Below are 19,853 nucleotides of genomic sequence, written 5' to 3' on the forward strand. Positions count from 1 at the left end.
TGATCAATCTACGCAACGGTCGTCCGTTGCTGAGGGCAGGTGCCGGGTCAGTCGCGAATCAATAACTGCGCAGGCGTCGGGTTGTAGCCGTTGCAGGGGTTGTTGAGCTGCGGACAGTTGGAAATCAGCACGATCACGTCCATTTCAGCGCGCAGCTCGACGTATTTTCCGGGTGCGGAAATACCGTCTTCGAAGGTCAGGCCGCCTTCGGCTGTCACGGGTACGTTCATGAAGAAGTTGATGTTCGGGCCGATGTCGGCCTTACTCAGGCGACCGTCATGCATGCAGGCGCGCAGGTAGTTGTCACGGCAGCTGTGCATGTAGCGCTTTTCCAGGGCATAGCGCACGGTGTTGCTCTCTTGCGCGCATGCGCCACCGAGCGTGTCGTGGCGACCGCAGGTGTCATCGACAATGGTCAGCATCGGCTGGCCGAGGTTGGAAAACAGCACGCTGCCGGTGGTCAGGTACACGCTGTTCTGGCGGCGCAGGGTGCGCTGTACGTCGTAGCGTTCACGCGGGTTGCTCAGGCTGAAAAACAGCGTGTCGACGGCCTGATTGCCTTGCAGATCGAGGATGCGCACGGTCTGCCCGGCCTTGACCTCGGCCAGAAACGGCTCGCCAGCCGGGATGGTCGCGTCGCAGCAAAGGTGAGTGGGTGAATTCATGACAAGGCTCCTCAGGCGAACAGGCGGTCGGTATTGATGAAGCCGCGCTCGTTTTCCGGACGCGAGGTGCGGCAGTGCTCGGCGACGCTTGCGTCGGCTTTCATCCAGCTGAGTTTCAGCGGTTGTGGGGTGTATTCGGGGTTGGGGTCCATCGAGTGTTGCAGCGCGGTCAGCACCACCAGCGTGTCCATCGGTGCGTAGAGTTCGATGTAGTCACCGGCTTTGGAATTATTCGGCGCGAAGTGCAGGGTTCCTGCCTCGTCGACATCGACACGGCTGAACAGGTTGAGGGTCATCAGCAGGTCGGACAGCCCCAGCCCCCATTTGCCCAGCTCGACCAGCAGGTTGTCGACGCCGTTGCGAAAGAAGCCGTTGCGCAATTCCTGATAACGGCCCTGGCCGTATTTTTCAGCGACTTCCTGAGCATTGAGCACGCCGCCGATGCTGTCGCTCCAGCCGCAGGTGTCAGTGACGATGGCCGCCAGTACGCGGCCCATGTCCGAATACAGGCAATGACCGTTGCTCAGACGAGCGGTGTGCTGGCATTTGAGGCTGTCGGGCAGGTTCAGCCGTTCGGTTTTTTCGTGGGCGTTGAGCAGGGTCAGGCTGACGTTGGCGTTGCCGTGCAGGTCGGTCAGGCGCAGCAGTTCGCCGCGCTTGAGGATAAACGAACGATGGCCGCCACCGGGCAGCATCTCTTCGGCGAAAACCGGGTACAGCGTGGTTGAGTCGGTCATTGAACGGGCTCCTCTGAAACGTTGAGCAGCGAATCGATGACGGCGCGTTCGGCGCGGCGTTCGCTGTTGAGGGGGATGTCGTAAGTGATACGCGCGCCATAGGCGCCGGGGGCGTGCGGGTCGTGGCGCACCTTGTCGAAAACCAGCAGGCGGGTGCCGAGGTTGAAACCTTCGGACAGGTCGTGGGTGACCATGAACACAGTCAGTTTCGTTTCGCGCCACAGGTCCAGCAGCAGGTGGTGCATGTCCTTGCGGATGCCGGGGTCGAGCGCGCCGAACGGCTCGTCCAGCAGCAGGACGCGCGGTTTCATGATCAGCGCCTGGGCGATGGCCAGGCGCTGTTGCATGCCGCCGGACAATTGCGTCGGGTACTTGTCCAGCGCATGCCCCAGGCCGACCTTGCCGAGCAACTGCGCAGCGTGCTCGCGCGCCTCGCTTTTCGCCTGGCCGAACAGACGGCCGAGCCAGGGCGAGCGGGGCAGCTCCAGACCCAGCGCCACGTTGTCGAGCACCGACAGGTGCGGGAACACCGAATAGCGCTGAAACACCACGCCACGGCTGGCATCCGGCTCATTGCGCAGGGGCGTGCCGTCCAGCGTGATCAGGCCGCGACTGGGGGATTCCTGACCCAGCAACAGGCGCAGAAAGGTCGACTTGCCGCAGCCCGAAGCGCCGACCAGCGTGCAGAATTCGCCTTCGGCCACGTCCAGGTTCAGGCCCTCGAGTACCACCTGATCGGCGTACTGCTGCCAGACATTGCGCACACTGATAAAGCTCATGCGCGTGCTCCTTCGTACCAGGGAAAGGCGCGTCGGGTCAGGGCTTTCAGGCCCCAGTCCATTAGCCAGGCGAGCAGGGTGATCCACACCACATAGGGCAGAATCACGTCCATCGCCAGATAGCGCCGCACCAGGAAGATCCGGTAGCCCAGGCCGTCAGTCGAAGCAATCGCCTCGGCGGCGATCAGGAACAGCCACGCCGAACCCAGCACCAGGCGCAGGGCGATCAACAGGCGTGGCAGCAATTGCGGCAGGATCACCCGCAGGATCAGTGTCCAGGTCGAGGCACCGAGGGTTTGCGCCTTGATCAGCAGTTCGACCGGGATTTCACGGGCGCGCTGTTCCAGATCGCGGGCCAGAATCGGTGTGATGCCGATCACGATCAGCATTACCTTCGATAACTCGCCCAGGCCGAACACGATGAACAGAATCGGCAGGATGGCCAGCGGCGGCACCATCGACAGCACCGTCAGCAAGGGCGACAGCGGTGCGCCGCACAGCGGCAGGATGCCCGCTGCGATGCCCAGACACAGGCCCAGCAGCGCGCTGATCCCCAAGCCGATGGCCAGGCGTTGCAGGCTCGATGCGCTGTCCTGCCACAGCAGGTAGTCACCGCTGCGCGGGTCGGCAACGAACGCCATGCGTTTGACCGCATCGGCCATCTGTACCGCGCTGGGCAGCAGTTTGTCGCTGGGGTTTTCCGCAAGCCGGGTGGCCGAGCCCATGAAATAGGCGAACAGCAACAGGGCGAACGGCAGGATCACCAGTATCAGGCGACCGGCACGATCCGGATGGCGGTTTATCAAGCGCATGGCAATGACCTTTCTACTGAACGTGATTTACAGCTTGCCGTCGACGGCCATCTGCACGTAGCCGGGGTCAAAGTGCAGCTTGAGATTGCCCTTGTCGCCGAGCGTCACGCCATTGGCGAACGACATGCCGACCGCATCGGCGTCGCGTGCGCCTTCGCCGAGCAAACCGTGAGCGAACGAGAAGTCAGCCACCTTGCGCTGTGTATCCGGCAGTTGTTTGCTGGTCGCGAACTCAAGCGCTTCCTTGGGCGTGGCAAACAGCTTGGTGGTGTCCAGTTGCGCCTGGAAGCCGGCCAGATCGGTGCCCGATGCTTTAGCCATGTGTTCCAGCGCAGCCTTGCCCTGAGCATTTTTGGCGTTCATCAGTTCGACCACTTCAAACCAGGCGCCGGTCAGGGCTTTGCCCAGGGCCGGGTTGTCTTTCAGGGTCTGAGTGTTGACGACCATCATGTCCATGATCTCGCCGGGAATCTGGCTGGAGTTGAACACTTCGGTCACGCCGGGCTTGGCCTTGATGTCCGAGAGCATCGGGTTCCAGGTGGTGACGGCCTGTACATCGTCGGTATTGAAGGCTGCCGAGATATCGGCATCCGAGGTGTTGACCACCTTGAGGTCTTTTTCACTGAGCTTGACGCTGTCCAGCGCTCGGGCCAGCAGGTAGTGAGACACCGACAGCTCGACCAGATTGACGTCCATGCCTTTCAGATCTGAGACTTTCTTGCCTTCGCCCTTGAGCACGATGCCGTCGTTGCCGTTGGAGAAGTCGCTGACGATCAGTGCCGTGCTTTCCACGCCACCTGCGGCCGGGATGGTCAGAGCGTCCATGTTGGTCATGGTGCAGCCATCGAACTGGCCGGCGGTGTACTGATTGATGGATTCGACGTAGTCATTGAGCTGGGTGACATCGATCTTGATGCCGTACTTTTTCGCCCACTTGTCGACGATGCCCTGGCTACCTGCGTATTCCCACGGCATCCAGCCTGCGTAGATGGTCCAGCAGACGTTGAAGTGATCTTTCTGGGCGGCATTCGCCGAGAGGCTCAACGCAGCAAGCAGGCCTGCCGTCAGCAGACCGAAGAGACGAGACTTTTGCATGTTGAGAAATCTCCAGTAGTGAAAAAAGGCGGCCAGGAGCAACGTGACACCACTGGTGTCCCTGTCTCCCGGGCTTTTGTCCCGCCGTGTAACCTCTACTGGAGGTCGCCAACTCTCGGACCAGCCACTTGCCTGGCGGCAAGCCGGAACCCTAGTCGGCTATTGCAAATTGTGGTGCCGCGAACCTGTGTTGACTCCTGCACATCGCTCATCAAGCGAGAGTTGTGCCAACTCGTGCTGCGCCTTGTTTTTCAAGGGCTGGCCGAGTCATCGACGGCCAGCTGCCGGAGGAACTGCCTTGTGCTGGTGCGAGACCGCACCGTGATGAGGCAAAGGTGGATGAAATGTTTTGTAGCATGTTTGTAGAAGGCCGAAACACGCCTGCAGGCCTTGGTTGCAGAGCCTTTGCGAGTCAGTTGCTGACCATTCGCGCCCAACCCTCTAAGCTGACCCAAGGCACTAGAAGGCCTTTTCGATGTCAGATATTTCGTCCGCCAACCGCTTTGACGGACGCCGACCAGCGTCGCTGGCTTGGCCCAATCGCGGTCCAGGAGGCCGCCATGTATCGAAGACCCTTGCTTATCACCTTGCTGACCCTTTTCCTTTCTGGTTGCTACGCAGGTCCCGGTTACTACGAATCCGATGTGTACACGCAGCCGACTGTCGTGGGCGGCGCCTACGCGTATGACAATGGCTACCGCTCTACCTACTATCAGGAGCGACGCATCTATGTGGCGCCTCAACCGCGCTATTACACCCAGCCTCGCTACTACGCCCCGGCACCCCGTTATTACGCGCCCCCGCCCCCGCCGCGCTACTACCAGCCGGGACGTCCACCGGGTTATGGCTGGAGAAACGATGGCTTTCGCGGCAATGGCGGTTTCGGCCGCAACGACGGCTTTCGTGGCGACCGAGGTAACCGTGGCTGGGACGACCATGGTGGGCGTGGCGGACGAGACGGCCGTGATCATGGAAGAGGCGGGCGCGGCGATGGTCGTGGCGGGCATCGATAGCTGAAATGTGTGCGCTCACTGTCATGCCAATGCTGTGAACTGACTACTGCTGCAAACTGACTATAGTGCCGACGTTCCGCGTCGGCACACTTTTCTGGACGCTCTGCGTCCTGCCTTGAAGACGCATAGCGCAACCGGCATTGACTTTGCCGCCTGGCTTTCCTAGTGTCCGCGCATTGTTTTTACCGGATGTAACCATGACTAGCGACGACCGCATCAAGCTTGAGCCGAGCTGGAAAAACGCCCTGCGTGACGAATTCGAACAACCCTACATGGCTCAATTGCGCGAGTTTCTGCGACAGGAGCACGCGGCGGGCAAGGAAATCTATCCGCCCGGGCCACTGATCTTCAATGCGTTGAACTCCACGCCGCTGGATAACGTGAAAGTGGTCATCCTTGGCCAGGACCCTTATCACGGTCCGAATCAGGCGCATGGCCTGTGCTTCTCGGTGCAGCCGGGAGTGCCGACGCCGCCATCGCTGGTCAACATCTACAAAGAGCTGAAACGCGACCTGAACATCGATATTCCGAACCACGGTTGCCTGCAATCCTGGGCTGATCAGGGCGTGCTGTTGCTCAACACCACGCTCACTGTCGAGCGCGCCAACGCTGCTTCCCATGCAGGAAAAGGCTGGCAGCACTTCACGGACCGGATCATTCAAGTGGTCAGCGAGCACCAGCCGCATCTGGTGTTCCTGCTGTGGGGCGCTCATGCGCAGAGCAAGCAGAAACTGGTCGATGCGACCAAGCATCTGGTGCTGACCTCCGTCCATCCGTCGCCGTTGTCAGCCTACAAAGGCTTTCTGGGCAACGGGCATTTCGGGCGGGCCAACAAGTACCTTGAGCAAAACGGCATTGCGCCGATCGACTGGCGCTTGCCAGCGCTTTGATTTGCGAGGATTCCAGCGACCTGTTCAGTCAGCGAGCCGTTTGTTCCAGCGTCGGTATAGCGGCTCGGCGAGAAACAGCACGAACAGCAGGCGCATGACCTGCATGGCCGTGACCAGCGGCACCGACAGTTGCAGCACTTCGGCGGTCAGGCTCATTTCTGCGATGCCGCCGGGCATCATGCCCAGCGTCAGCGAACGCAGGTCCAGGTGGGTGAGGGCGCTCAGCGCCAGTGCCGCCAGTGCGGCGATCAGCATGGTCAGCGCAGTGCCCAGCAGCGTGCGCGCCAGGAACGATGGCGCACGCCGAAAGAACTCCCGATTGAAATGACAACCCAGTCCGCTGCCAATCAGCAACTGGCCAAGCTGGCTGGCACCGTTGGGCAGGCCGATTTTCAGATCCCAGACCACGCTCGCCACGGCACTGAGCAACAGCGGGCCGAACAGCCAGGGATTAGGCTGCTTGAGGCGTTGCCACAGCCAGGCCAGCGCAGCCCCGAGCGGCAGCAGAACGGCCAGCCAGCGCCAGTCCACGACGCTGGCATGCAAGGCTGGTGCGCCATCACCCAATAGGTATTTGAAGATCGCCGGCACGCACAGCACCACGGCGAGTACCCGCAGACTTTGTGCGGCCGCGACACTGCTCAGCGTTGCACCGTTGCGAGCGCCGAGGTTGACCATCTCCCCGGAACCGCCCGGCATGCTGGAGAAGAACGCCGTAGGGCGATCCTCGCCGGTACGCAGCATCAGCCACACGCCGACCAGACACGACAGGCTGGTGACCAGGGCACCGATGAAAATCAGCCCGAAATGCGCCAGTACCTGTTCAATGACCACCGGGGTGAAGTGCAGGCCGATGCCGATCCCGATGATCAGCTGACCGCATTTGCGCCCGCCGGGAATCTGCGCCAGCTGCCAGGGTGTCAGGCAGCGCACCAGGATGATTGCCAGCAACGAGCCCACCATCCATGGCAACGGCCAGCCGACCTGGCTGGCGAGGTAGCCGCCTAGCAGGCCGATCAGTGGCGTTGCCCACCATTGGCGCAGAGACGAATCAGCCATGTGCCGCAGCGGCCTTCTGTTTGGCGCGCTTGCGCCAGATGCGCAGCAGCGGGAACAGCAGCATGAACACGGTCACCACCCAGACCCCGAGGGTGATCGGGCTGGACCAGAGGATCCCCAGTTCGCCATTGGAGATCGACAGGGCACGACGCAGGTTCTGCTCCATCAGACCCCCGAGGATGAACCCTAGTAGAATCGGCGACAGCGGGAAGTCCAGCTTGCGCAGGATATAACCGAAGATACCGATGCCGACCATCAGGAACAGGTCGAAGGTGGTGGCGTGCACCGCATACACACCGATGCCGGTGATGATCGCAATCACCGGGACCAGCGCCCAGTTCGGCACGGCGAGGATGCGCGTGAAGATGCGAATCATCGGGATGTTGAGGATCACCAGCATGATGTTGGCGATGAACAACGACGCGATCAGGCCCCAGACGATATCCGGTTGCTGTTGAAACAACATCGGGCCGGGCGTGATGTTGTACAGCGACAACGCGCCGATCATCACCGCCGTGGTGCCTGAACCCGGCACGCCGAGTGTGAGCATTGGCACCAGTGCGCCACAGGCTGTCGCGCCGATGGCTGTCTCGGGGGCGGCCAGGCCACGCATGTCGCCTTGGCCGAACTTGCCGCTAGCGCCGGCGATGCGTTTTTCCGTCATGTAAGCGACCGCGCTGGCCAGCGTCGCACCGGCACCAGGCAATACGCCAAGGATGAACCCCAGCAGACCGCAGCGAATGTTCACCACGAACACCGAAGCGGCTTCCTTGACGTTGAACATCATGCGCCCTGTGGCCTTGACGGCCTCCTGGCCACGATGGGTCTTCTCCAGGAGCAAGAGGATTTCGCTGATCGAGAACAGGCCCAGCACCAGCACCACGAACTGAATGCCATCGGTGAGGTGAATGTTGTCGCCCGTGAAACGGTACACCCCGCTGTTGGCATCGATACCGACCGCAGACAGGAACAGCCCGATCAGCGCGGCAATGAACGTCTTCAGCGGCCGGTCACCGGCCATCCCGCCCAGACAGACGATCGCGAACACCATCAGCACGAAGTATTCCGCCGGACCAAAGGCAATCGCCCATTTGGCGAGCAGGGGGGCGAACAGCACCATGCCGCAGGTGGCGATGAACGCGCCGATGAACGAACTCCATGCCGACAGCGACAGTGCAACCCCGGCCAGGCCCTGACGTGCCATCGGGTAACCGTCCAGGGTGGTCATCACAGTGGACGCTTCACCCGGAATGTTCAGCAGGATCGAGCTGATACGTCCGCCGTATTCGCAGCCCAGGTACACGGCGGCTAGCAAGATCAGCGCCGACTCGGGCGGCAGGCCCAGCGCGAAGGCGATAGGGATCAGCAGCGCTACACCGTTGATCGGTCCAAGCCCCGGCAGCAGGCCGACGACAGTACCGATCAGTGTTCCGCACAGCGCCGTGATCAGGTTGTAAGGCGTCAGGGCGACACCGAAGCCCTGGCCCAGATAACCGAAAGTATCCATTTTAATTCTCCAGAACGCTGAGCAGGCCTAAAGGCAAGGGGACGTCCATGGCCTTGTCGAACAGCAGGTACAGGCCGACGCTCATCAGAATCACCACCACCACGCTCGGCAGCCAGCGGCCGCCATACAGGCGGGCCATGGGGATGCCGATCAGAATGCTGCTGAGGATGAAGCCCAGCGGTTCGAACAGCCCCGCGAATATCAGCAGCAGGACGATGCACACGCCGATCTTGATCAGGGTCTCGCGATCCAGCTCCGGGTCTTCCTCGGTATGCACGATGGGCGTGGGTCTGATCAGCAGGTACAGCAGGGCGACGCCCATCAGCCCGAGCATCAGCAGCGGGAAGGCGCGCGGTCCGACCGGTTCATAGGAAAAAGGTGCCTGATAAGGCCAGGCCATAAGGGCAAGGCCTATGCATGCCAGCAACAGCACGCCAGCGAAGATGCGTTGTATGACCATGAGAAGCTCCTGAGTCGCGCCCTTCAGGCGGGCGCAACGGAATGTCAGTCAATTGAGTTCAATCACTGAATCAGGCCGAATTCCTTGGCCATCACTTTGTAGTCGGCAACCTGCTTCTTGACGTAGGTGTCCAGTTCCGTGCCGCTCATGGCGAACGGGAATAACTCGCGCTGGTCGCGCAGTTTGGCGAAGTCTTCGGAGGCCAGGATCTTGTCGAACGAGGCTTTCCACCAGTTGTAGTCTTCGTCGCTGACCTTTGGCCCGAGGTAGAAGCCACGCACTACAGGCCAGACGATGTCGTAGCCCTGCTCCTTGGCGGTAGGGATGTCTTTCATTTCGGGTTCGTCGATACGCTTCTCGGCGAATACCGCGAGCAGGCGCATGTCGCCGCTCAGAATGTGCGGCATGGAGTCGGAAATATCGGTACTGCCCACCTGGATGTGGCCGCCGAGTAACGCGGTGGCAATTTCACCGCCGCCTTCGAGTGCCACGTAGCGCAGGGCGCGCGGGTTGATGCCTGCAGCCTTGGCGATCAGCGCGGTCTGCATCCAGTCCTGGCTACCCACGGTGCCGCCTGAGCCGATCACGACTTTGCTCGGGTCGGCTTTCAGCGCCTTGACCAGGTCGTCGAGATTCTTGTAGGGCGAGTCGCTCTTCACTGCGATGGCGCCATAGCTGGTGCCCACGGCGGCTAGCCAGCGCACTGCGTTCTCATCGAAACGACCGAATTTGCCCTGCGCCAGATTGAGCAGCGAACCGCTGGACCACGCGACGAGTGTGCCGGCATCGGCGGGACGTTGTGCGACGACGGCGTTGTAGGCCACCGCGCCGACACCCCCAGGCATGTAGGTGACGCGCATCGGCGAGGTCAGAATCTTCTCGTTGATCAGCGCGCTCTGTACCAGTTTGCAGGTCAGGTCGAACCCGCCACCTGGCGAGGCGGGGGCGATGCATTCCGGACGTTTGGGTTCGGCAAGCAACTGGCTGGCAATCAGCATGCACCCAACGGTGGCGGCTATGTGGCGCAGGGGAAATTTCATGTTCAGTCTCCAGAGATATTGTTGTTTTTGGAAGAGAGAAGCTGTGTACCAAGCGCTTTTGTCACGCGCACGGCGAAACCTGCGCTGTCACAGCGGCGGGCGTTTGCGCTGATGTGTTGTTTTGAGGCGTGTAGCGGGAGGAGTGCGCAGAACAGCCCTCGACGGGATGTGCTCCATGGGCTGGCAAGCCTGGGCGGGCTTAGACATGACGTGACTCCGTTTTGCGATTTATTGTTTTTATTGTTCAGACGCATCCGGGCGCCTGTTTTTTACGTACCCTTTTATCGGGTCGTGACGCGATGCTAAACGACAAACCTTTCGTAAACCTTTCAGTTGCCTTTCACGTTGCGATTGGCGAGTCGCGAATCGTTTCTGCCCTTCACAGACCGCAGCCGGCCTGTAAACTCCACCGCCACGAGCCTCGATACACCGATCAATAACAACAGTGACAATCAGGAGACGGCGATGCGTGTTCTTCTTGTGGAAGATCATCTGCAATTGGCTGAAAGTGTCGCGCAGGCGCTCAAAAGTGCGGGTTTGACCGTTGATGTGCTGCATGATGGCGTGGCCGCCGACCTGGCGTTGAACAGCGAGGAATACGCGGTCGCCATTCTCGATGTCGGGTTGCCGCGCATGGACGGCTTTGAAGTACTTGCGCGTCTGCGAGCGCGCAGCAAAAACCTGCCGGTGCTGATGTTGACGGCGCGCAGTGACGTCAAGGACCGTGTCCATGGCCTGAATCTGGGCGCCGACGACTACCTGGCCAAGCCTTTCGAACTCTCCGAACTGGAGGCCAGGGTCAAGGCCCTGTTGCGGCGCAGCGTGCTGGGTGGCGAGCGGCAACAGCGTTGCGGCGTCTTGGCCTACGATCTGGACACCCGACGCTTCACGCTCGGCGAAGAACTGCTGACCCTGACTTCTCGCGAACAGGCAGTGCTGGAAGCGCTTATCGCCCGGCCGGGTCGGGTGATGAGCAAGGAGCAACTGGCGGCGCAGGTGTTCGGGCTCGATGAAGAAGCCAGCCCCGACGCCATCGAGATCTATGTCCATCGTCTGCGCAAGAAGCTCGACGGACATTCCGTGGCCATCGTGACCTTTCGCGGTCTGGGGTATCTGCTGGAAAGCCGTGATGATTAACGACAGCCTGCGCTGGCGATTGTTGTGGAATCTGGCCCTGCTGCTGGTGGTATTGATGTTGGCCAGCGGCATGAGCGCTTACTGGAATGGCCGCGAAGTGGCCGACACCGCCTATGACCGCACGTTGCTGGCTTCCGCACGTACCATCGCAGCCGGCCTGACTCAGCGCGATGGCACGCTGAGCGCCGACATTCCCTACGTGGCGCTGGACACCTTCGCCTACGACAGCGAAGGACGCATCTACTATCAGGTCAACGACATCCATCAGAAGCTGATTTCCGGCTATGAAAACCTGCCGTCGCCGCCGCCCGGTACGTTGCGTACCGACGATTACCCGGCCCTGGCGAAATTTTATAACGGGATTTATCAGGGGCAGGACGTGCGGGTTGTCAGCCTGCTCAAACCAGTGACCGATCCGGGCATGAACGGCACTGCTGAAATCCGCGTTGCCGAAACCCAGGAAGCGCGCAAGGGCATGGCGCGCAGTCTGATGGCCGACACATTGCTGCGGCTGGGCATGCTCGGGGGAGGCGCGCTGCTGCTGGTCTGGTTCACGGTAAGCGCGGCATTGCGACCGCTGGAGCGACTGCGCACCGCCGTCGAGGAGCGCCAGCCGGATGATCTGCGCGCGTTGCCGATGGTTGAAGTGCAGCACGAACTGCGTCCGTTAGTGGGCGCGCTGAACCACTTTACCGAGCGACTGCGTGTGCAGTTCGAGCGTCAGGCGCAATTCATCGCCGATGCCGCTCATGAACTGCGCACCCCGCTGGCCGCCTTGAAGGCGCGGGTCGAGCTGGGGCTGCGCGAACACGACCCGCAGCATTGGCGCAGCACACTGGAGTCGGCGGCGCTAGGCACCGATCGACTCACGCACCTGGCCAACCAGCTGCTGTCCCTGGCGCGCATCGAAAACGGCGCGCGGGCCATCGCCGAGGGCGGGGCGCAACAGCTGGACCTCAGTCAGTTGGCCAGAGAGCTGGGCATGGCCATGGCGCCATTGGCTCATTCCCGGGGTGTCGCGCTGGCGCTGGAGGCTGACGAGCCGGTCTTGCTGCGCGGCGAACCGACCTTGCTGAACGAATTACTGAGCAATCTGATCGACAACGCGCTGGCCCATACCGCACCGGGCGGCAACGTAGTCTTGCGGGTCTATGCGCCGGGTGTTCTGGAGGTCGAGGATGATGGTCCCGGCATTCCGGCCGATGAGCGTGAGCGCGTTTTCGAGCGGTTTTACCGTCGCAGTCAGCAGGGCAGTGGCGCCGGGCTCGGGCTGGCGATAGTGGGCGAAATCTGCCGGGCACATCTGGCCAGAATCACGTTGCACGAGGGCGCTGAGCGCGGCCTGAAGGTAAGGGTCAGTTTCAGCTCCACCTGATCCAGACTGTGTAAAAACTACTGCGCTTGCCAATACTGCGTTAAAAACAGGCGAAAAATGCTCATTTAGAACACCTAGAGTCGGTCGCGACCCCGGCCGTTTTCGCCTGTTTTTGCCTTGTCTTGCCTTCGCTCGTGACGTTTTTACACACCCTGGACCAACTGAGGCTAGTAGAGCATGCTCTTGGCTTCGTCCATCTGGGCGCTGAGCACGCCTTCTGCTCTGGCAAGCCCCAACTGGCTGTAGGCAGGCAGGTCGACCATTTCGATGAGGCCGAAGGGATGGTCGGTATTCCTGTGGATATGCACCGTGGCGATCTGTACCAGATCGGTGTAATCAGGGCTTTTCGAGACGCGCGCAAAGTTCTGGAACTGGCCCGGCACGCAGGCCAGTGGTTCGGGGAAATCCCATGAGCGCAGCAGGCGCTCGCCGATAACCGGATGAATGCTGTCGATCACGTGGTTGAGGCTGATCGGGTCGGACAGCAGCTCGTAATGGTCTTCGGCATAGGTCAGGATCGGCAGGATCCCGATCAGGTGGATTAATCCGGCGAGCGTGGCCTGATCAGGTTTCAGATTGGTATAGCGCTGACACAGGGTGTAGCTGATACCGGCAACCTGCAGGCTTTGCTTCCAGATATCGCGCATCTTCTGCTCGATGACCGGCGACTTGGCGTGGAACATCTGCTCGACCACCAGGCCGATGGCCAGGTTGCAGGTGTAGTTGACGCCCAGCCGTCGAATCGCAGTATTGACGTCGCTGACTTCAAAGTTCGGGCGCAGCAAGGGGCTGTTCGCGACCTTGATCAGGCGCGCGGAAAGGGCTGTATCGCTACCGATGACCTTGCTCAGGGCCGAGATGCTGATCTCGGTGTCCTCGGCAGCCAGGCGAATTCTCAGTGCCACTTCCGGCAGGGTGGGTAGAAACAAGGCATCTCTGTCGATGGCCTTGATCAAGTTTCTCTGCACCTCGTCAGCCATCTTGCTCATGTTGCATCTCGCAGCTGTTGGGGGTGTCCAGAGTTATCCGCGCGCTCTTCAGAGCGCCAGGCTGTACTGGATCGCTCTAAAGACACTAGGAAGCTGAATGTGTTCGTCTGGCTAGCGCTGAGTTTCGAGTTTGCTGTCCAGTGTGTAGGGCAGTTCACTCATTTGCAGCGCTGCGCCTTCTGGCGAGCCAAGATTGATACGGCCGTCTTCTGCCGCATCACCCTGCAATACCGCGAGCAGTTCGATGTTCTGCCCATCCTGTGCGGCCATGACGACGTTGCCCACGGCGCTGGCATGTACCGGTGAGAACAATGCAGTACCGGGTTGTGGGATCTCTTCGTCGCTCAGGGTCAGGCGATAAAGCCTGCGCTTGAGTTTGCCAAGATATTGCATTCTGGCAACGATTTCCTGGCCGGTGTAACAGCCTTTCTTGAAGCTGACGCCGCCAACTGCTTGCAGATTGATCATCTGCGGAATGAATTCTTCGCGGGTGCTGCCGAACACCTGGCCGATGCCGACACGTATCTGGCCCAGCAACCAGTCATTCAGCGGGCCTTCACTCAACTGCGCTGCCAGGCGCGACTTGATGCTGTCTGCCTGTGCGCTGCGCACCCAAAGCTCGGCCCGGCCTGGCGAGACGCGGATTGCAATCAGGTCATTGGCGCGCACCACGCTATCGGTTTCCTGGGGCAGATCCAGGCCCAGGCTGACCAGCGCGGCGTCCCCATCCTGCAAGCCGAAGCGCACCCAGTCTGCGCTTTCGTCCGTGAGTTTCGATTTGGAGAACACTGCGTATTTGCGCAGGTCGAGCAATTGCGCTTCGATCAGTTCGCCAGCCATCGCCAGCAGGCAGCCGTCGCCTTCGAACACGATGCGAAAACTCGACTGCATCCGGCCTTTCTGCGTGCAACGGGCACCCAGGCTGGATTTGTCTTCATTCAGATAGTTGAGGTTGCACGTCAGCTGACCCTGAAGAAACTTGCTGGCATCCACGCCGCGAACGGCGAGAACGCCCTCATGGGTTAGCGTGCAGAAAAAAGCTGTGTGGGCCATGGTCATCGCAGATTGGGAAAAAAGTCCGGGGGCACATCATAGTGCCGAGTCGAGGTTATGCATACGGGTACATGAAAACTGCTGCGACCATTGCGATATTCGCGCGCCCGGCTCACGGCTGTATACTTGCCGCCTACTTTGAGGAGCGCTCCATGGTCGAAGACGTTGAACTCAACCGCCTTTACTGGCACAGCCGCCGCGGCATGCTTGAACTGGACGTGCTGCTGGTGCCGTTTGTCCGTGAGGTCTACCCACATTTGAATGACGTGGACCGCGATTTGTACCGCCGTCTGCTGACCTGTGAGGATCAGGATATGTTCGGCTGGTTCATGCAGCGTGCCGAATCCGAAGATGCTGAATTGCAGCGCATGGTTCGCATGATCCTGGATCGTGTCCAGCCCCAGTGATCGCTTCGAATGTCACTGGCAGGCCTCGCGTCTGCTGGTGACGGCGTATCTCGCGGTCCAGTGTCTGGCACTGGTCGCGTTGTACTGGCTGGACATCGCCGCGTGGGCTGCGGCGCTGGGTGCGCTGATATGTCTGGCGCATGCTTTCCGGGTGATACCACGCTCTATCCTGCTGACGCATCCGGCGGCATTCACCGCGCTCAAGCGCGATCATCAAGGCTGGCAGCTGTGGAATGCACGTGACGGCTGGCAGCCTGTGCAGTTATGCCCCGACAGTCTTGCCTTGCCGTGGGTGGTCATTCTGCGTTTTCGCCCGATTATCGCCGGTCGTCCCGGACGATCGATCAACAGCTGCTGCATTCCGCGTGACGCACTGACGCCGGACATTCACCGACGTTTGCGCGTACGTTTGAAGTTCAGCCGGCATAAGTGGGCGGCACCAGAATAGTGTCCAGCGCCTCCGGCAACATTTCGGGATAGTCCAGCGTGTAGTGCAGCCCCCGGCTTTCCTTGCGCTGCATGGCCGAGCGGATCATCAGTTCCGCCACTTGCGCCAGGTTGCGCAACTCGATCAGGTCGCGGCTGACCTTGTAGTTGCTGTAAAACTCGTCAATCTCATCCAGCAGCAGGCGTACGCGGTGCTGAGCGCGCTGCAGGCGTTTATTGGTGCGCACAATGCCGACGTAGTCCCACATGAACCGTCTCAGCTCGTCCCAGTTGTGCGCGATGATCACGTCTTCATCCGAGTCAGTGACCTGGCTGGCGTCCCAGGCCGGAAGGTCGGCGGGCATCTGCACGTCAGCCAGTTGCTTCTCGATGTTTGCGGCGGCCGATCGGGCATAGACGAAGCACTCCAGCAGCGAGTTGCTGGCCATGCGGTTGGCGCCATGCAGGCCTGTGAAGCTGGTTTCGCCGATGGCGTAAAGGTTCGGCACATCGGTATGCCCCTTGCTGTCCACCATCACGCCACCACAGGTGTAATGCGCAGCGGGGACTACGGGGATCGGTTCGCGAGTGATGTCGATGGAAAATTCCAGGCAGCGTTCATAGACGGTTGGGAAGTGCGTCTTGATGAAGGCCTCGGGTTTGTGGCTGATGTCCAGATACACGCAGTCGATGCCCAGCCGCTTCATCTCATGGTCTATCGCGCGGGCAACGATATCGCGCGGCGCCAGTTCTGCCCGCTCATCGAAGCGTTGCATGAAGCGCTCACCGTTAGGCAGCTTGAGGTACGCCCCTTCACCGCGCAGTGCCTCGGTGATCAGAAAGCTCTTGGCCTGCGGGTGGTACAGGCAAGTGGGGTGAAACTGGTTGAACTCAAGGTTCGCTACCCGGCAGCCGGAACGCCAGGCCATGGCGATGCCGTCGCCACAGGCACCGTCAGGGTTGCTGGTGTAGAGGTAAACCTTGGCGGCGCCGCCCGACGCCAGGATTGTGAAGCGCGCGCTGTAAGTATCCACTTCGCCACTGTGGCGATTGAGCACGTAGGCGCCGAGGCAGCGCTGGCCTTCCAGGCCGAGACGGCGTTCGGTGATCAGGTCGATGGCAGCGCGCTGTTCGAGCAATTCGATATTGGGTCGCTTGATTGCCTGTTCCAGCAGGGTGCGAAAAATGGCTGCACCCGTGGCATCTGCAGCATGAATGATCCGCCGGTGGCTGTGGCCGCCTTCACGCGTCAGGTGAAATTCAAATCCGCTTTCGTCGGTGCCTGCGTCATCGCCGCGGGTAAAAGGCACGCCTTGATCGATCAGCCATTGAATCGCCTCGCGGCTGTGTTCGACGGTGAAGCGCACAGCGTCTTCGTTGCAAAGGCCGCCGCCTGCGTTCAGCGTATCCTCAACATGAGACTGCACGGTGTCGGTGTCATCCAGCACTGCCGCAACACCGCCCTGCGCCCAGAAGGTCGAGCCGTTGGCGAGGTCACCCTTGCTCAGGACCGCAATCCGCAGGTGGTCGGGCAGGGTCAGTGCCAGGCTCAACCCGGCAGCGCCGCTGCCGATTACCAGTACGTCATGCTGAAAATGTTGACTCATCTGCGAATTCTGCCCTTGGCGACCACTAGTATAAGTATTGGGGTAACGGCACAATAGCCTCGCCTACATGGCAATGTGAGACCACGGCGGGTCTGGATTGTGCTCCAGTCCCGGACGGCATGCCTATTGTTTTCCTTTTGTTCGGTCGCTGGAAATGCTCCAGTGCGTTGATTTAAGGGAACTTTAAGCAGTTTGAGTCTCACGCCGGCAATTGTGTCAATGGAACTTTTTGTAAAGAACCATGCTCAATAGCAGGTTGCCTACACAGGAACAGCGTCTATTTCGCAGGGTTAGATAAGTGATCATCAACTGCGAAACTGACGACAAGACTATTCGCGCAGCCGACCGTGTCGAGCTGCGTTTTTCGTGCACGCTTTATGATGGCTTGCAGGAAACTTGCTTGAAGGGGGAGAACTTTTGCGAAAAGCCCGAGTCTATGTTTGCAAGCCTGAACACTATCAGTTGCAACACTCCTTCATGCTTAACGAGGAGTGTTCATGCTAACCCAGGAAGAGGATCAGCAGCTTGTCGAGCGCGTACAGCGTGGCGATACGCGAGCATTTGATCTGTTGGTGCTGAAGTATCAGCACAAAATTCTAGGGTTGATCGTGCGATTCGTGCACGACACCCATGAGGCTCAAGACGTTGCACAGGAAGCCTTTATCAAGGCTTATCGTGCTCTCGGAAATTTTCGCGGTGACAGTGCTTTCTACACCTGGCTGTACCGTATCGCCATTAACACGGCGAAGAACTATCTGGTTTCGCGAGGTCGGCGACCACCGGATAGCGATGTAAGGTCTGAAGACGCGGAGTTCTACGACGGCGACCACGGCCTCAAGGACATCGAGTCGCCGGAGCGTGCATTGTTGAGGGATGAGATCGAGGGCACCGTCCATCGGACCATCCAGCTTCTCCCGGAAGATTTACGTACGGCACTAACTTTACGTGAATTCGATGGTCTGAGTTATGAAGACATTGCGAGCGTCATGCAGTGTCCAGTTGGTACCGTGCGCTCTCGGATCTTCCGCGCTCGGGAAGCCATCGATAAAGCCCTGCAGCCGTTGTTGCAGGAATCCTGAGACAGCGGCGATAGCCCAAGAGAGGAACCCGCCATGAGTCGTGAAGCCCTGCAGGAATCGCTGTCCGCGGTACTTGATAATGAAGCGGACGAACTGGAATTACGTCGGGTATTGAATGCCATTGACGATGCCGATACCCGCGCCACCTGGTCGCGTTACCAAGTTGCTCGTGCAGCGATGCACAAAGAGTTGCTGATCCCTCATCTGGATATTTCGGCTGCTGTATCTGCCGCGATCGCCGATGAAGTCAGCCCGCTCAAGGCAGCTCGCGGTCCTTGGCGTACGCTGGGTCGTCTGGCCGTTGCAGCGTCGGTTACCGTAGCCGTTCTGGCTGGTGTCCGCCTGTATAACCAGGACGACATTGCCGGTGCACAGTTGGCACAGCAGACTCAACAGCCTGCCAATCTGACTGTTCCGCAAGTGAAAGGCCCTGCCGTACTGGCTGGCTACACTGAAAGCGCCGAGCAAGCACCTGGTCCTATGGCCAACGGTGTACTGCAGGGCGGTGGTCAAGGTGACCAGCGTTTGCCGGGCTATCTGCGTCAGCATGCCCAGGAAGCAGCGTTGAAAGGCACTGAAAGCGCGTTGCCATACGCACGTGCTGCGAGTCTGGAAAACCGTTAAGGAGGATCATGCGAGCCGTCCCTCTACTGCCACTACTGCTTGGTGGATGGCTTGCCCTCCCGGTACAGGCTGATGATGCGCAAGACGCAATAAATCGTCTTGCCAAGGTTGATCAGCAGCAAAGCTATCAAGGCACCTTCGTATACGAGCGCAACGGTAGTTTTTCTACCCACCGGATCTGGCACCGCATAGCGGACGGCCATATTCAGGAGCGCTTGCTGCAGCTTGATGGTTCTGCTCAGGAAGTATTGCGTGTTGACGGGCTTACTCAGTGCGTCAGCGGCACGCTCGAAGCGGGTGTAGCCAATCCGGCCGACTCTTCTGCCCGCGCATTCGATGTCAAAAGACTGTCCGCCTGGTACGACATGAAAATTGCCGGCAAATCCAGAGTGGCCGGTCGTCAGGCGACTATCGTTGCGCTGTCCCCCAAGGACCAGCATCGATACGGCCTCGAACTGCACCTGGATAACGAAACCGGTCTTGTGCTCAAGTCGCTTCTGTTGAGTGAGAAGGGGCAGTTGCTCGAGCGTTTCCAGTTTACCGATCTCGATACCGCCAGCGTGCTGTCCGAGCAGATGCTCAAGACCAGTGCAGACTGCAAGCCTGTTTCTGTAGTGAAGACCAAGCCTGAGGCTTCCATAAGCCCTGTGGCCTGGCATTCTGACTGGCTGCCGCCGGGTTTTGACGTCAGCAGCAGCGGTGTACGCAAAGACCCCGCTACGCAGTCGCCGGTGACACATCTCATGTACAGCGACGGTCTGGCGCGTTTTTCGGTGTTCATCGAATCGGTTAAAGGTGGCGCGTCTTCGGATATTCGCACCCAGCTAGGCCCGACAGTGGCCGTTTCCCGTCGTCTGACAACGCCGCAGGGCGACATGATGGTGACGGTCGTCGGAGAAGTCCCGATGGGTACTGCAGAGCGCATAGCATTGTCGATGCGTAACGACGAATCTTCAGCCAATAAATAAACATTTGGAGTCACGGCTCCCGGGATGTAAAAATTTTCATCCTGGGTTACAGAAGCCGCCAGGCCGCACTCAACCTGGCTTGAGCAAAGGCGCTGAAATGTTTGGTGAGGTTTGCAGATTGCAAAAACTCT

General features: G+C 59.9%; 21 protein-coding genes and 1 riboswitch. Of the genes, 9 read left to right on the plus strand and 12 right to left on the minus strand.

Translation table 11 applies throughout. The features are described 5' to 3' along the window. Positions 1–47: 47 nt before the first annotated feature. The 5 genes from JOE34_RS12010 to JOE34_RS12030 are packed head-to-tail and all read right to left on the minus strand — an operon-like array spanning position 48 to position 4,088. Positions 48–665, minus strand: coding sequence for an urea amidolyase associated protein UAAP2 (locus JOE34_RS12010; protein WP_003395856.1), 618 nt, complete (start codon positions 663–665; stop codon positions 48–50). Positions 666–676: 11 nt separating this feature from the next. Next, entirely contained in the window at positions 677–1,402 is a 726-nt protein-coding gene (locus tag JOE34_RS12015) for an urea amidolyase associated protein UAAP1 (protein ID WP_032662790.1), read from the minus strand. After that, positions 1,399–2,181, minus strand: coding sequence for an ABC transporter ATP-binding protein (locus tag JOE34_RS12020; protein ID WP_024665317.1), 783 nt, complete (start codon positions 2,179–2,181; stop codon positions 1,399–1,401). The genes JOE34_RS12015 and JOE34_RS12020 overlap by 4 nt, the downstream gene beginning before the upstream one ends. Next, positions 2,178–2,993, minus strand: a complete 816-nt coding sequence (locus JOE34_RS12025) for an ABC transporter permease (RefSeq protein WP_003413041.1) — start codon at positions 2,991–2,993, stop codon at positions 2,178–2,180. Before JOE34_RS12025 ends, JOE34_RS12020 begins: the two co-directional genes overlap by 4 nt. A gap of 27 nt (positions 2,994–3,020) precedes the next feature. Continuing rightward, on the minus strand, positions 3,021–4,088 hold the full coding sequence (locus tag JOE34_RS12030) for a putative urea ABC transporter substrate-binding protein (protein WP_003395844.1): 1,068 nt from the start codon (positions 4,086–4,088) through the stop codon (positions 3,021–3,023). Positions 4,089–4,151: 63 nt separating this feature from the next. Beyond that, positions 4,152–4,254, minus strand: a riboswitch (guanidine-I (ykkC/yxkD leader). A gap of 478 nt (positions 4,255–4,732) precedes the next feature. Between JOE34_RS12030 and JOE34_RS12035 the strand changes: the two genes are divergently transcribed. Both JOE34_RS12035 and ung read left to right on the plus strand, forming a co-directional pair. After that, entirely contained in the window at positions 4,733–5,101 is a 369-nt protein-coding gene (locus JOE34_RS12035; protein WP_170855845.1) for a hypothetical protein, read from the plus strand. Between the two features lie 197 nt (positions 5,102–5,298). Beyond that, positions 5,299–5,991, plus strand: coding sequence for a uracil-DNA glycosylase (ung, locus tag JOE34_RS12040; RefSeq protein ID WP_003405314.1), 693 nt, complete (start codon positions 5,299–5,301; stop codon positions 5,989–5,991). A gap of 24 nt (positions 5,992–6,015) precedes the next feature. Here ung and JOE34_RS12045 read toward each other — a convergent pair whose 3' ends face one another. The 4 genes from JOE34_RS12045 to JOE34_RS12060 all read right to left on the minus strand — a co-directional run bounded on the left by JOE34_RS12045 (position 6,016) and on the right by JOE34_RS12060 (position 10,057). Beyond that, on the minus strand, positions 6,016–7,050 hold the full coding sequence (locus JOE34_RS12045; RefSeq protein WP_024665313.1) for an AbrB family transcriptional regulator: 1,035 nt from the start codon (positions 7,048–7,050) through the stop codon (positions 6,016–6,018). Next, entirely contained in the window at positions 7,043–8,557 is a 1,515-nt protein-coding gene (locus JOE34_RS12050) for a tripartite tricarboxylate transporter permease (protein ID WP_010414611.1), read from the minus strand. The genes JOE34_RS12045 and JOE34_RS12050 overlap by 8 nt, the downstream gene beginning before the upstream one ends. Before the next feature lies 1 nt (position 8,558). Then, positions 8,559–9,017: a tripartite tricarboxylate transporter TctB family protein gene (locus JOE34_RS12055; protein ID WP_003395824.1), complete on the minus strand. Its 459-nt coding sequence runs from the start codon at positions 9,015–9,017 to the stop codon at positions 8,559–8,561. Positions 9,018–9,079: 62 nt separating this feature from the next. After that, complete coding sequence (locus JOE34_RS12060) at positions 9,080–10,057, minus strand: tripartite tricarboxylate transporter substrate binding protein (RefSeq protein WP_010414615.1); 978 nt, start codon at positions 10,055–10,057, stop codon at positions 9,080–9,082. Between the two features lie 465 nt (positions 10,058–10,522). On the opposite strand from JOE34_RS12060, the gene JOE34_RS12065 reads away from it, so the two are divergent. Beyond that, positions 10,523–11,194 (plus strand): response regulator, encoded by a 672-nt coding sequence (locus tag JOE34_RS12065; RefSeq protein WP_003363740.1) that lies wholly within the window; start codon positions 10,523–10,525, stop codon positions 11,192–11,194. Continuing rightward, positions 11,187–12,569: a sensor histidine kinase gene (locus JOE34_RS12070; RefSeq protein ID WP_096114006.1), complete on the plus strand. Its 1,383-nt coding sequence runs from the start codon at positions 11,187–11,189 to the stop codon at positions 12,567–12,569. The genes JOE34_RS12065 and JOE34_RS12070 overlap by 8 nt, the downstream gene beginning before the upstream one ends. A gap of 167 nt (positions 12,570–12,736) precedes the next feature. Here JOE34_RS12070 and JOE34_RS12075 read toward each other — a convergent pair whose 3' ends face one another. Further along, positions 12,737–13,558, minus strand: a complete 822-nt coding sequence (locus JOE34_RS12075; RefSeq protein ID WP_003395819.1) for an HDOD domain-containing protein — start codon at positions 13,556–13,558, stop codon at positions 12,737–12,739. A 111-nt stretch (positions 13,559–13,669) separates the two neighbouring features. Next, positions 13,670–14,611, minus strand: a complete 942-nt coding sequence (locus JOE34_RS12080; RefSeq protein ID WP_032662840.1) for a folate-binding protein YgfZ — start codon at positions 14,609–14,611, stop codon at positions 13,670–13,672. A gap of 152 nt (positions 14,612–14,763) precedes the next feature. Between JOE34_RS12080 and JOE34_RS12085 the strand changes: the two genes are divergently transcribed. Both JOE34_RS12085 and JOE34_RS12090 read left to right on the plus strand, forming a co-directional pair. After that, on the plus strand, positions 14,764–15,018 hold the full coding sequence (locus JOE34_RS12085) for a succinate dehydrogenase assembly factor 2 (RefSeq protein WP_003363729.1): 255 nt from the start codon (positions 14,764–14,766) through the stop codon (positions 15,016–15,018). Continuing rightward, positions 15,002–15,466, plus strand: a complete 465-nt coding sequence (locus JOE34_RS12090; protein WP_010420742.1) for a protein YgfX — start codon at positions 15,002–15,004, stop codon at positions 15,464–15,466. Before JOE34_RS12085 ends, JOE34_RS12090 begins: the two co-directional genes overlap by 17 nt. Here JOE34_RS12090 and nadB read toward each other — a convergent pair. Further along, a complete protein-coding gene (nadB, locus tag JOE34_RS12095) occupies positions 15,435–17,051 on the minus strand; it encodes an L-aspartate oxidase (protein ID WP_122335322.1) in 1,617 nt (538 codons plus the stop codon). The two genes, JOE34_RS12090 and nadB, sit on opposite strands and share 32 nt — an antisense overlap. A gap of 497 nt (positions 17,052–17,548) precedes the next feature. Here nadB and rpoE point away from each other — a divergent pair, with 497 nt between their 5' ends. The 3 genes from rpoE to JOE34_RS12110 are packed head-to-tail and all read left to right on the plus strand — an operon-like array spanning position 17,549 to position 19,722. After that, positions 17,549–18,130 carry an RNA polymerase sigma factor RpoE gene (gene rpoE / locus JOE34_RS12100; protein ID WP_002554912.1) on the plus strand — a complete coding sequence of 194 codons (582 nt, stop codon included), beginning with the start codon at positions 17,549–17,551 and terminating at the stop codon, positions 18,128–18,130. Between the two features lie 33 nt (positions 18,131–18,163). Beyond that, complete coding sequence (locus JOE34_RS12105) at positions 18,164–18,754, plus strand: anti sigma-E factor RseA C-terminal domain-containing protein (protein ID WP_003395810.1); 591 nt, start codon at positions 18,164–18,166, stop codon at positions 18,752–18,754. Positions 18,755–18,762: 8 nt separating this feature from the next. Continuing rightward, entirely contained in the window at positions 18,763–19,722 is a 960-nt protein-coding gene (locus tag JOE34_RS12110; protein ID WP_010420772.1) for a MucB/RseB C-terminal domain-containing protein, read from the plus strand. Positions 19,723–19,853: the final 131 nt, after the last annotated feature.

Source organism: Pseudomonas sp. PvP028 (genome assembly GCF_017832255.1).
Classification (GTDB): Bacteria; Pseudomonadota; Gammaproteobacteria; order Pseudomonadales; family Pseudomonadaceae; genus Aquipseudomonas; species Aquipseudomonas syringae.

Excerpts from the sequence above, each read along its gene's own strand:
- JOE34_RS12010 (WP_003395856.1), bottom strand. The coding sequence starts at position 665 with ATGAATTCACCCACTCACCTTTGCTGCGACGCGACCATCCCGGCTGGC.
- JOE34_RS12015 (WP_032662790.1), bottom strand. The coding sequence starts at position 1,402 with ATGACCGACTCAACCACGCTGTACCCGGTTTTCGCCGAAGAGATGCTG.
- JOE34_RS12020 (WP_024665317.1), bottom strand. The coding sequence starts at position 2,181 with ATGAGCTTTATCAGTGTGCGCAATGTCTGGCAGCAGTACGCCGATCAG.
- JOE34_RS12025 (WP_003413041.1), bottom strand. The coding sequence starts at position 2,993 with ATGCGCTTGATAAACCGCCATCCGGATCGTGCCGGTCGCCTGATACTG.
- JOE34_RS12030 (WP_003395844.1), bottom strand. The coding sequence starts at position 4,088 with ATGCAAAAGTCTCGTCTCTTCGGTCTGCTGACGGCAGGCCTGCTTGCT.
- ung (WP_003405314.1), top strand. The coding sequence starts at position 5,299 with ATGACTAGCGACGACCGCATCAAGCTTGAGCCGAGCTGGAAAAACGCC.
- JOE34_RS12045 (WP_024665313.1), bottom strand. The coding sequence starts at position 7,050 with ATGGCTGATTCGTCTCTGCGCCAATGGTGGGCAACGCCACTGATCGGC.
- JOE34_RS12050 (WP_010414611.1), bottom strand. The coding sequence starts at position 8,557 with ATGGATACTTTCGGTTATCTGGGCCAGGGCTTCGGTGTCGCCCTGACG.
- JOE34_RS12055 (WP_003395824.1), bottom strand. The coding sequence starts at position 9,017 with ATGGTCATACAACGCATCTTCGCTGGCGTGCTGTTGCTGGCATGCATA.
- JOE34_RS12060 (WP_010414615.1), bottom strand. The coding sequence starts at position 10,057 with ATGAAATTTCCCCTGCGCCACATAGCCGCCACCGTTGGGTGCATGCTG.
- JOE34_RS12065 (WP_003363740.1), top strand. The coding sequence starts at position 10,523 with ATGCGTGTTCTTCTTGTGGAAGATCATCTGCAATTGGCTGAAAGTGTC.
- JOE34_RS12070 (WP_096114006.1), top strand. The coding sequence starts at position 11,187 with ATGATTAACGACAGCCTGCGCTGGCGATTGTTGTGGAATCTGGCCCTG.
- JOE34_RS12075 (WP_003395819.1), bottom strand. The coding sequence starts at position 13,558 with ATGAGCAAGATGGCTGACGAGGTGCAGAGAAACTTGATCAAGGCCATC.
- JOE34_RS12080 (WP_032662840.1), bottom strand. The coding sequence starts at position 14,611 with ATGGCCCACACAGCTTTTTTCTGCACGCTAACCCATGAGGGCGTTCTC.
- JOE34_RS12085 (WP_003363729.1), top strand. The coding sequence starts at position 14,764 with ATGGTCGAAGACGTTGAACTCAACCGCCTTTACTGGCACAGCCGCCGC.
- nadB (WP_122335322.1), bottom strand. The coding sequence starts at position 17,051 with ATGAGTCAACATTTTCAGCATGACGTACTGGTAATCGGCAGCGGCGCT.
- rpoE (WP_002554912.1), top strand. The coding sequence starts at position 17,549 with ATGCTAACCCAGGAAGAGGATCAGCAGCTTGTCGAGCGCGTACAGCGT.
- JOE34_RS12105 (WP_003395810.1), top strand. The coding sequence starts at position 18,164 with ATGAGTCGTGAAGCCCTGCAGGAATCGCTGTCCGCGGTACTTGATAAT.
- JOE34_RS12110 (WP_010420772.1), top strand. The coding sequence starts at position 18,763 with ATGCGAGCCGTCCCTCTACTGCCACTACTGCTTGGTGGATGGCTTGCC.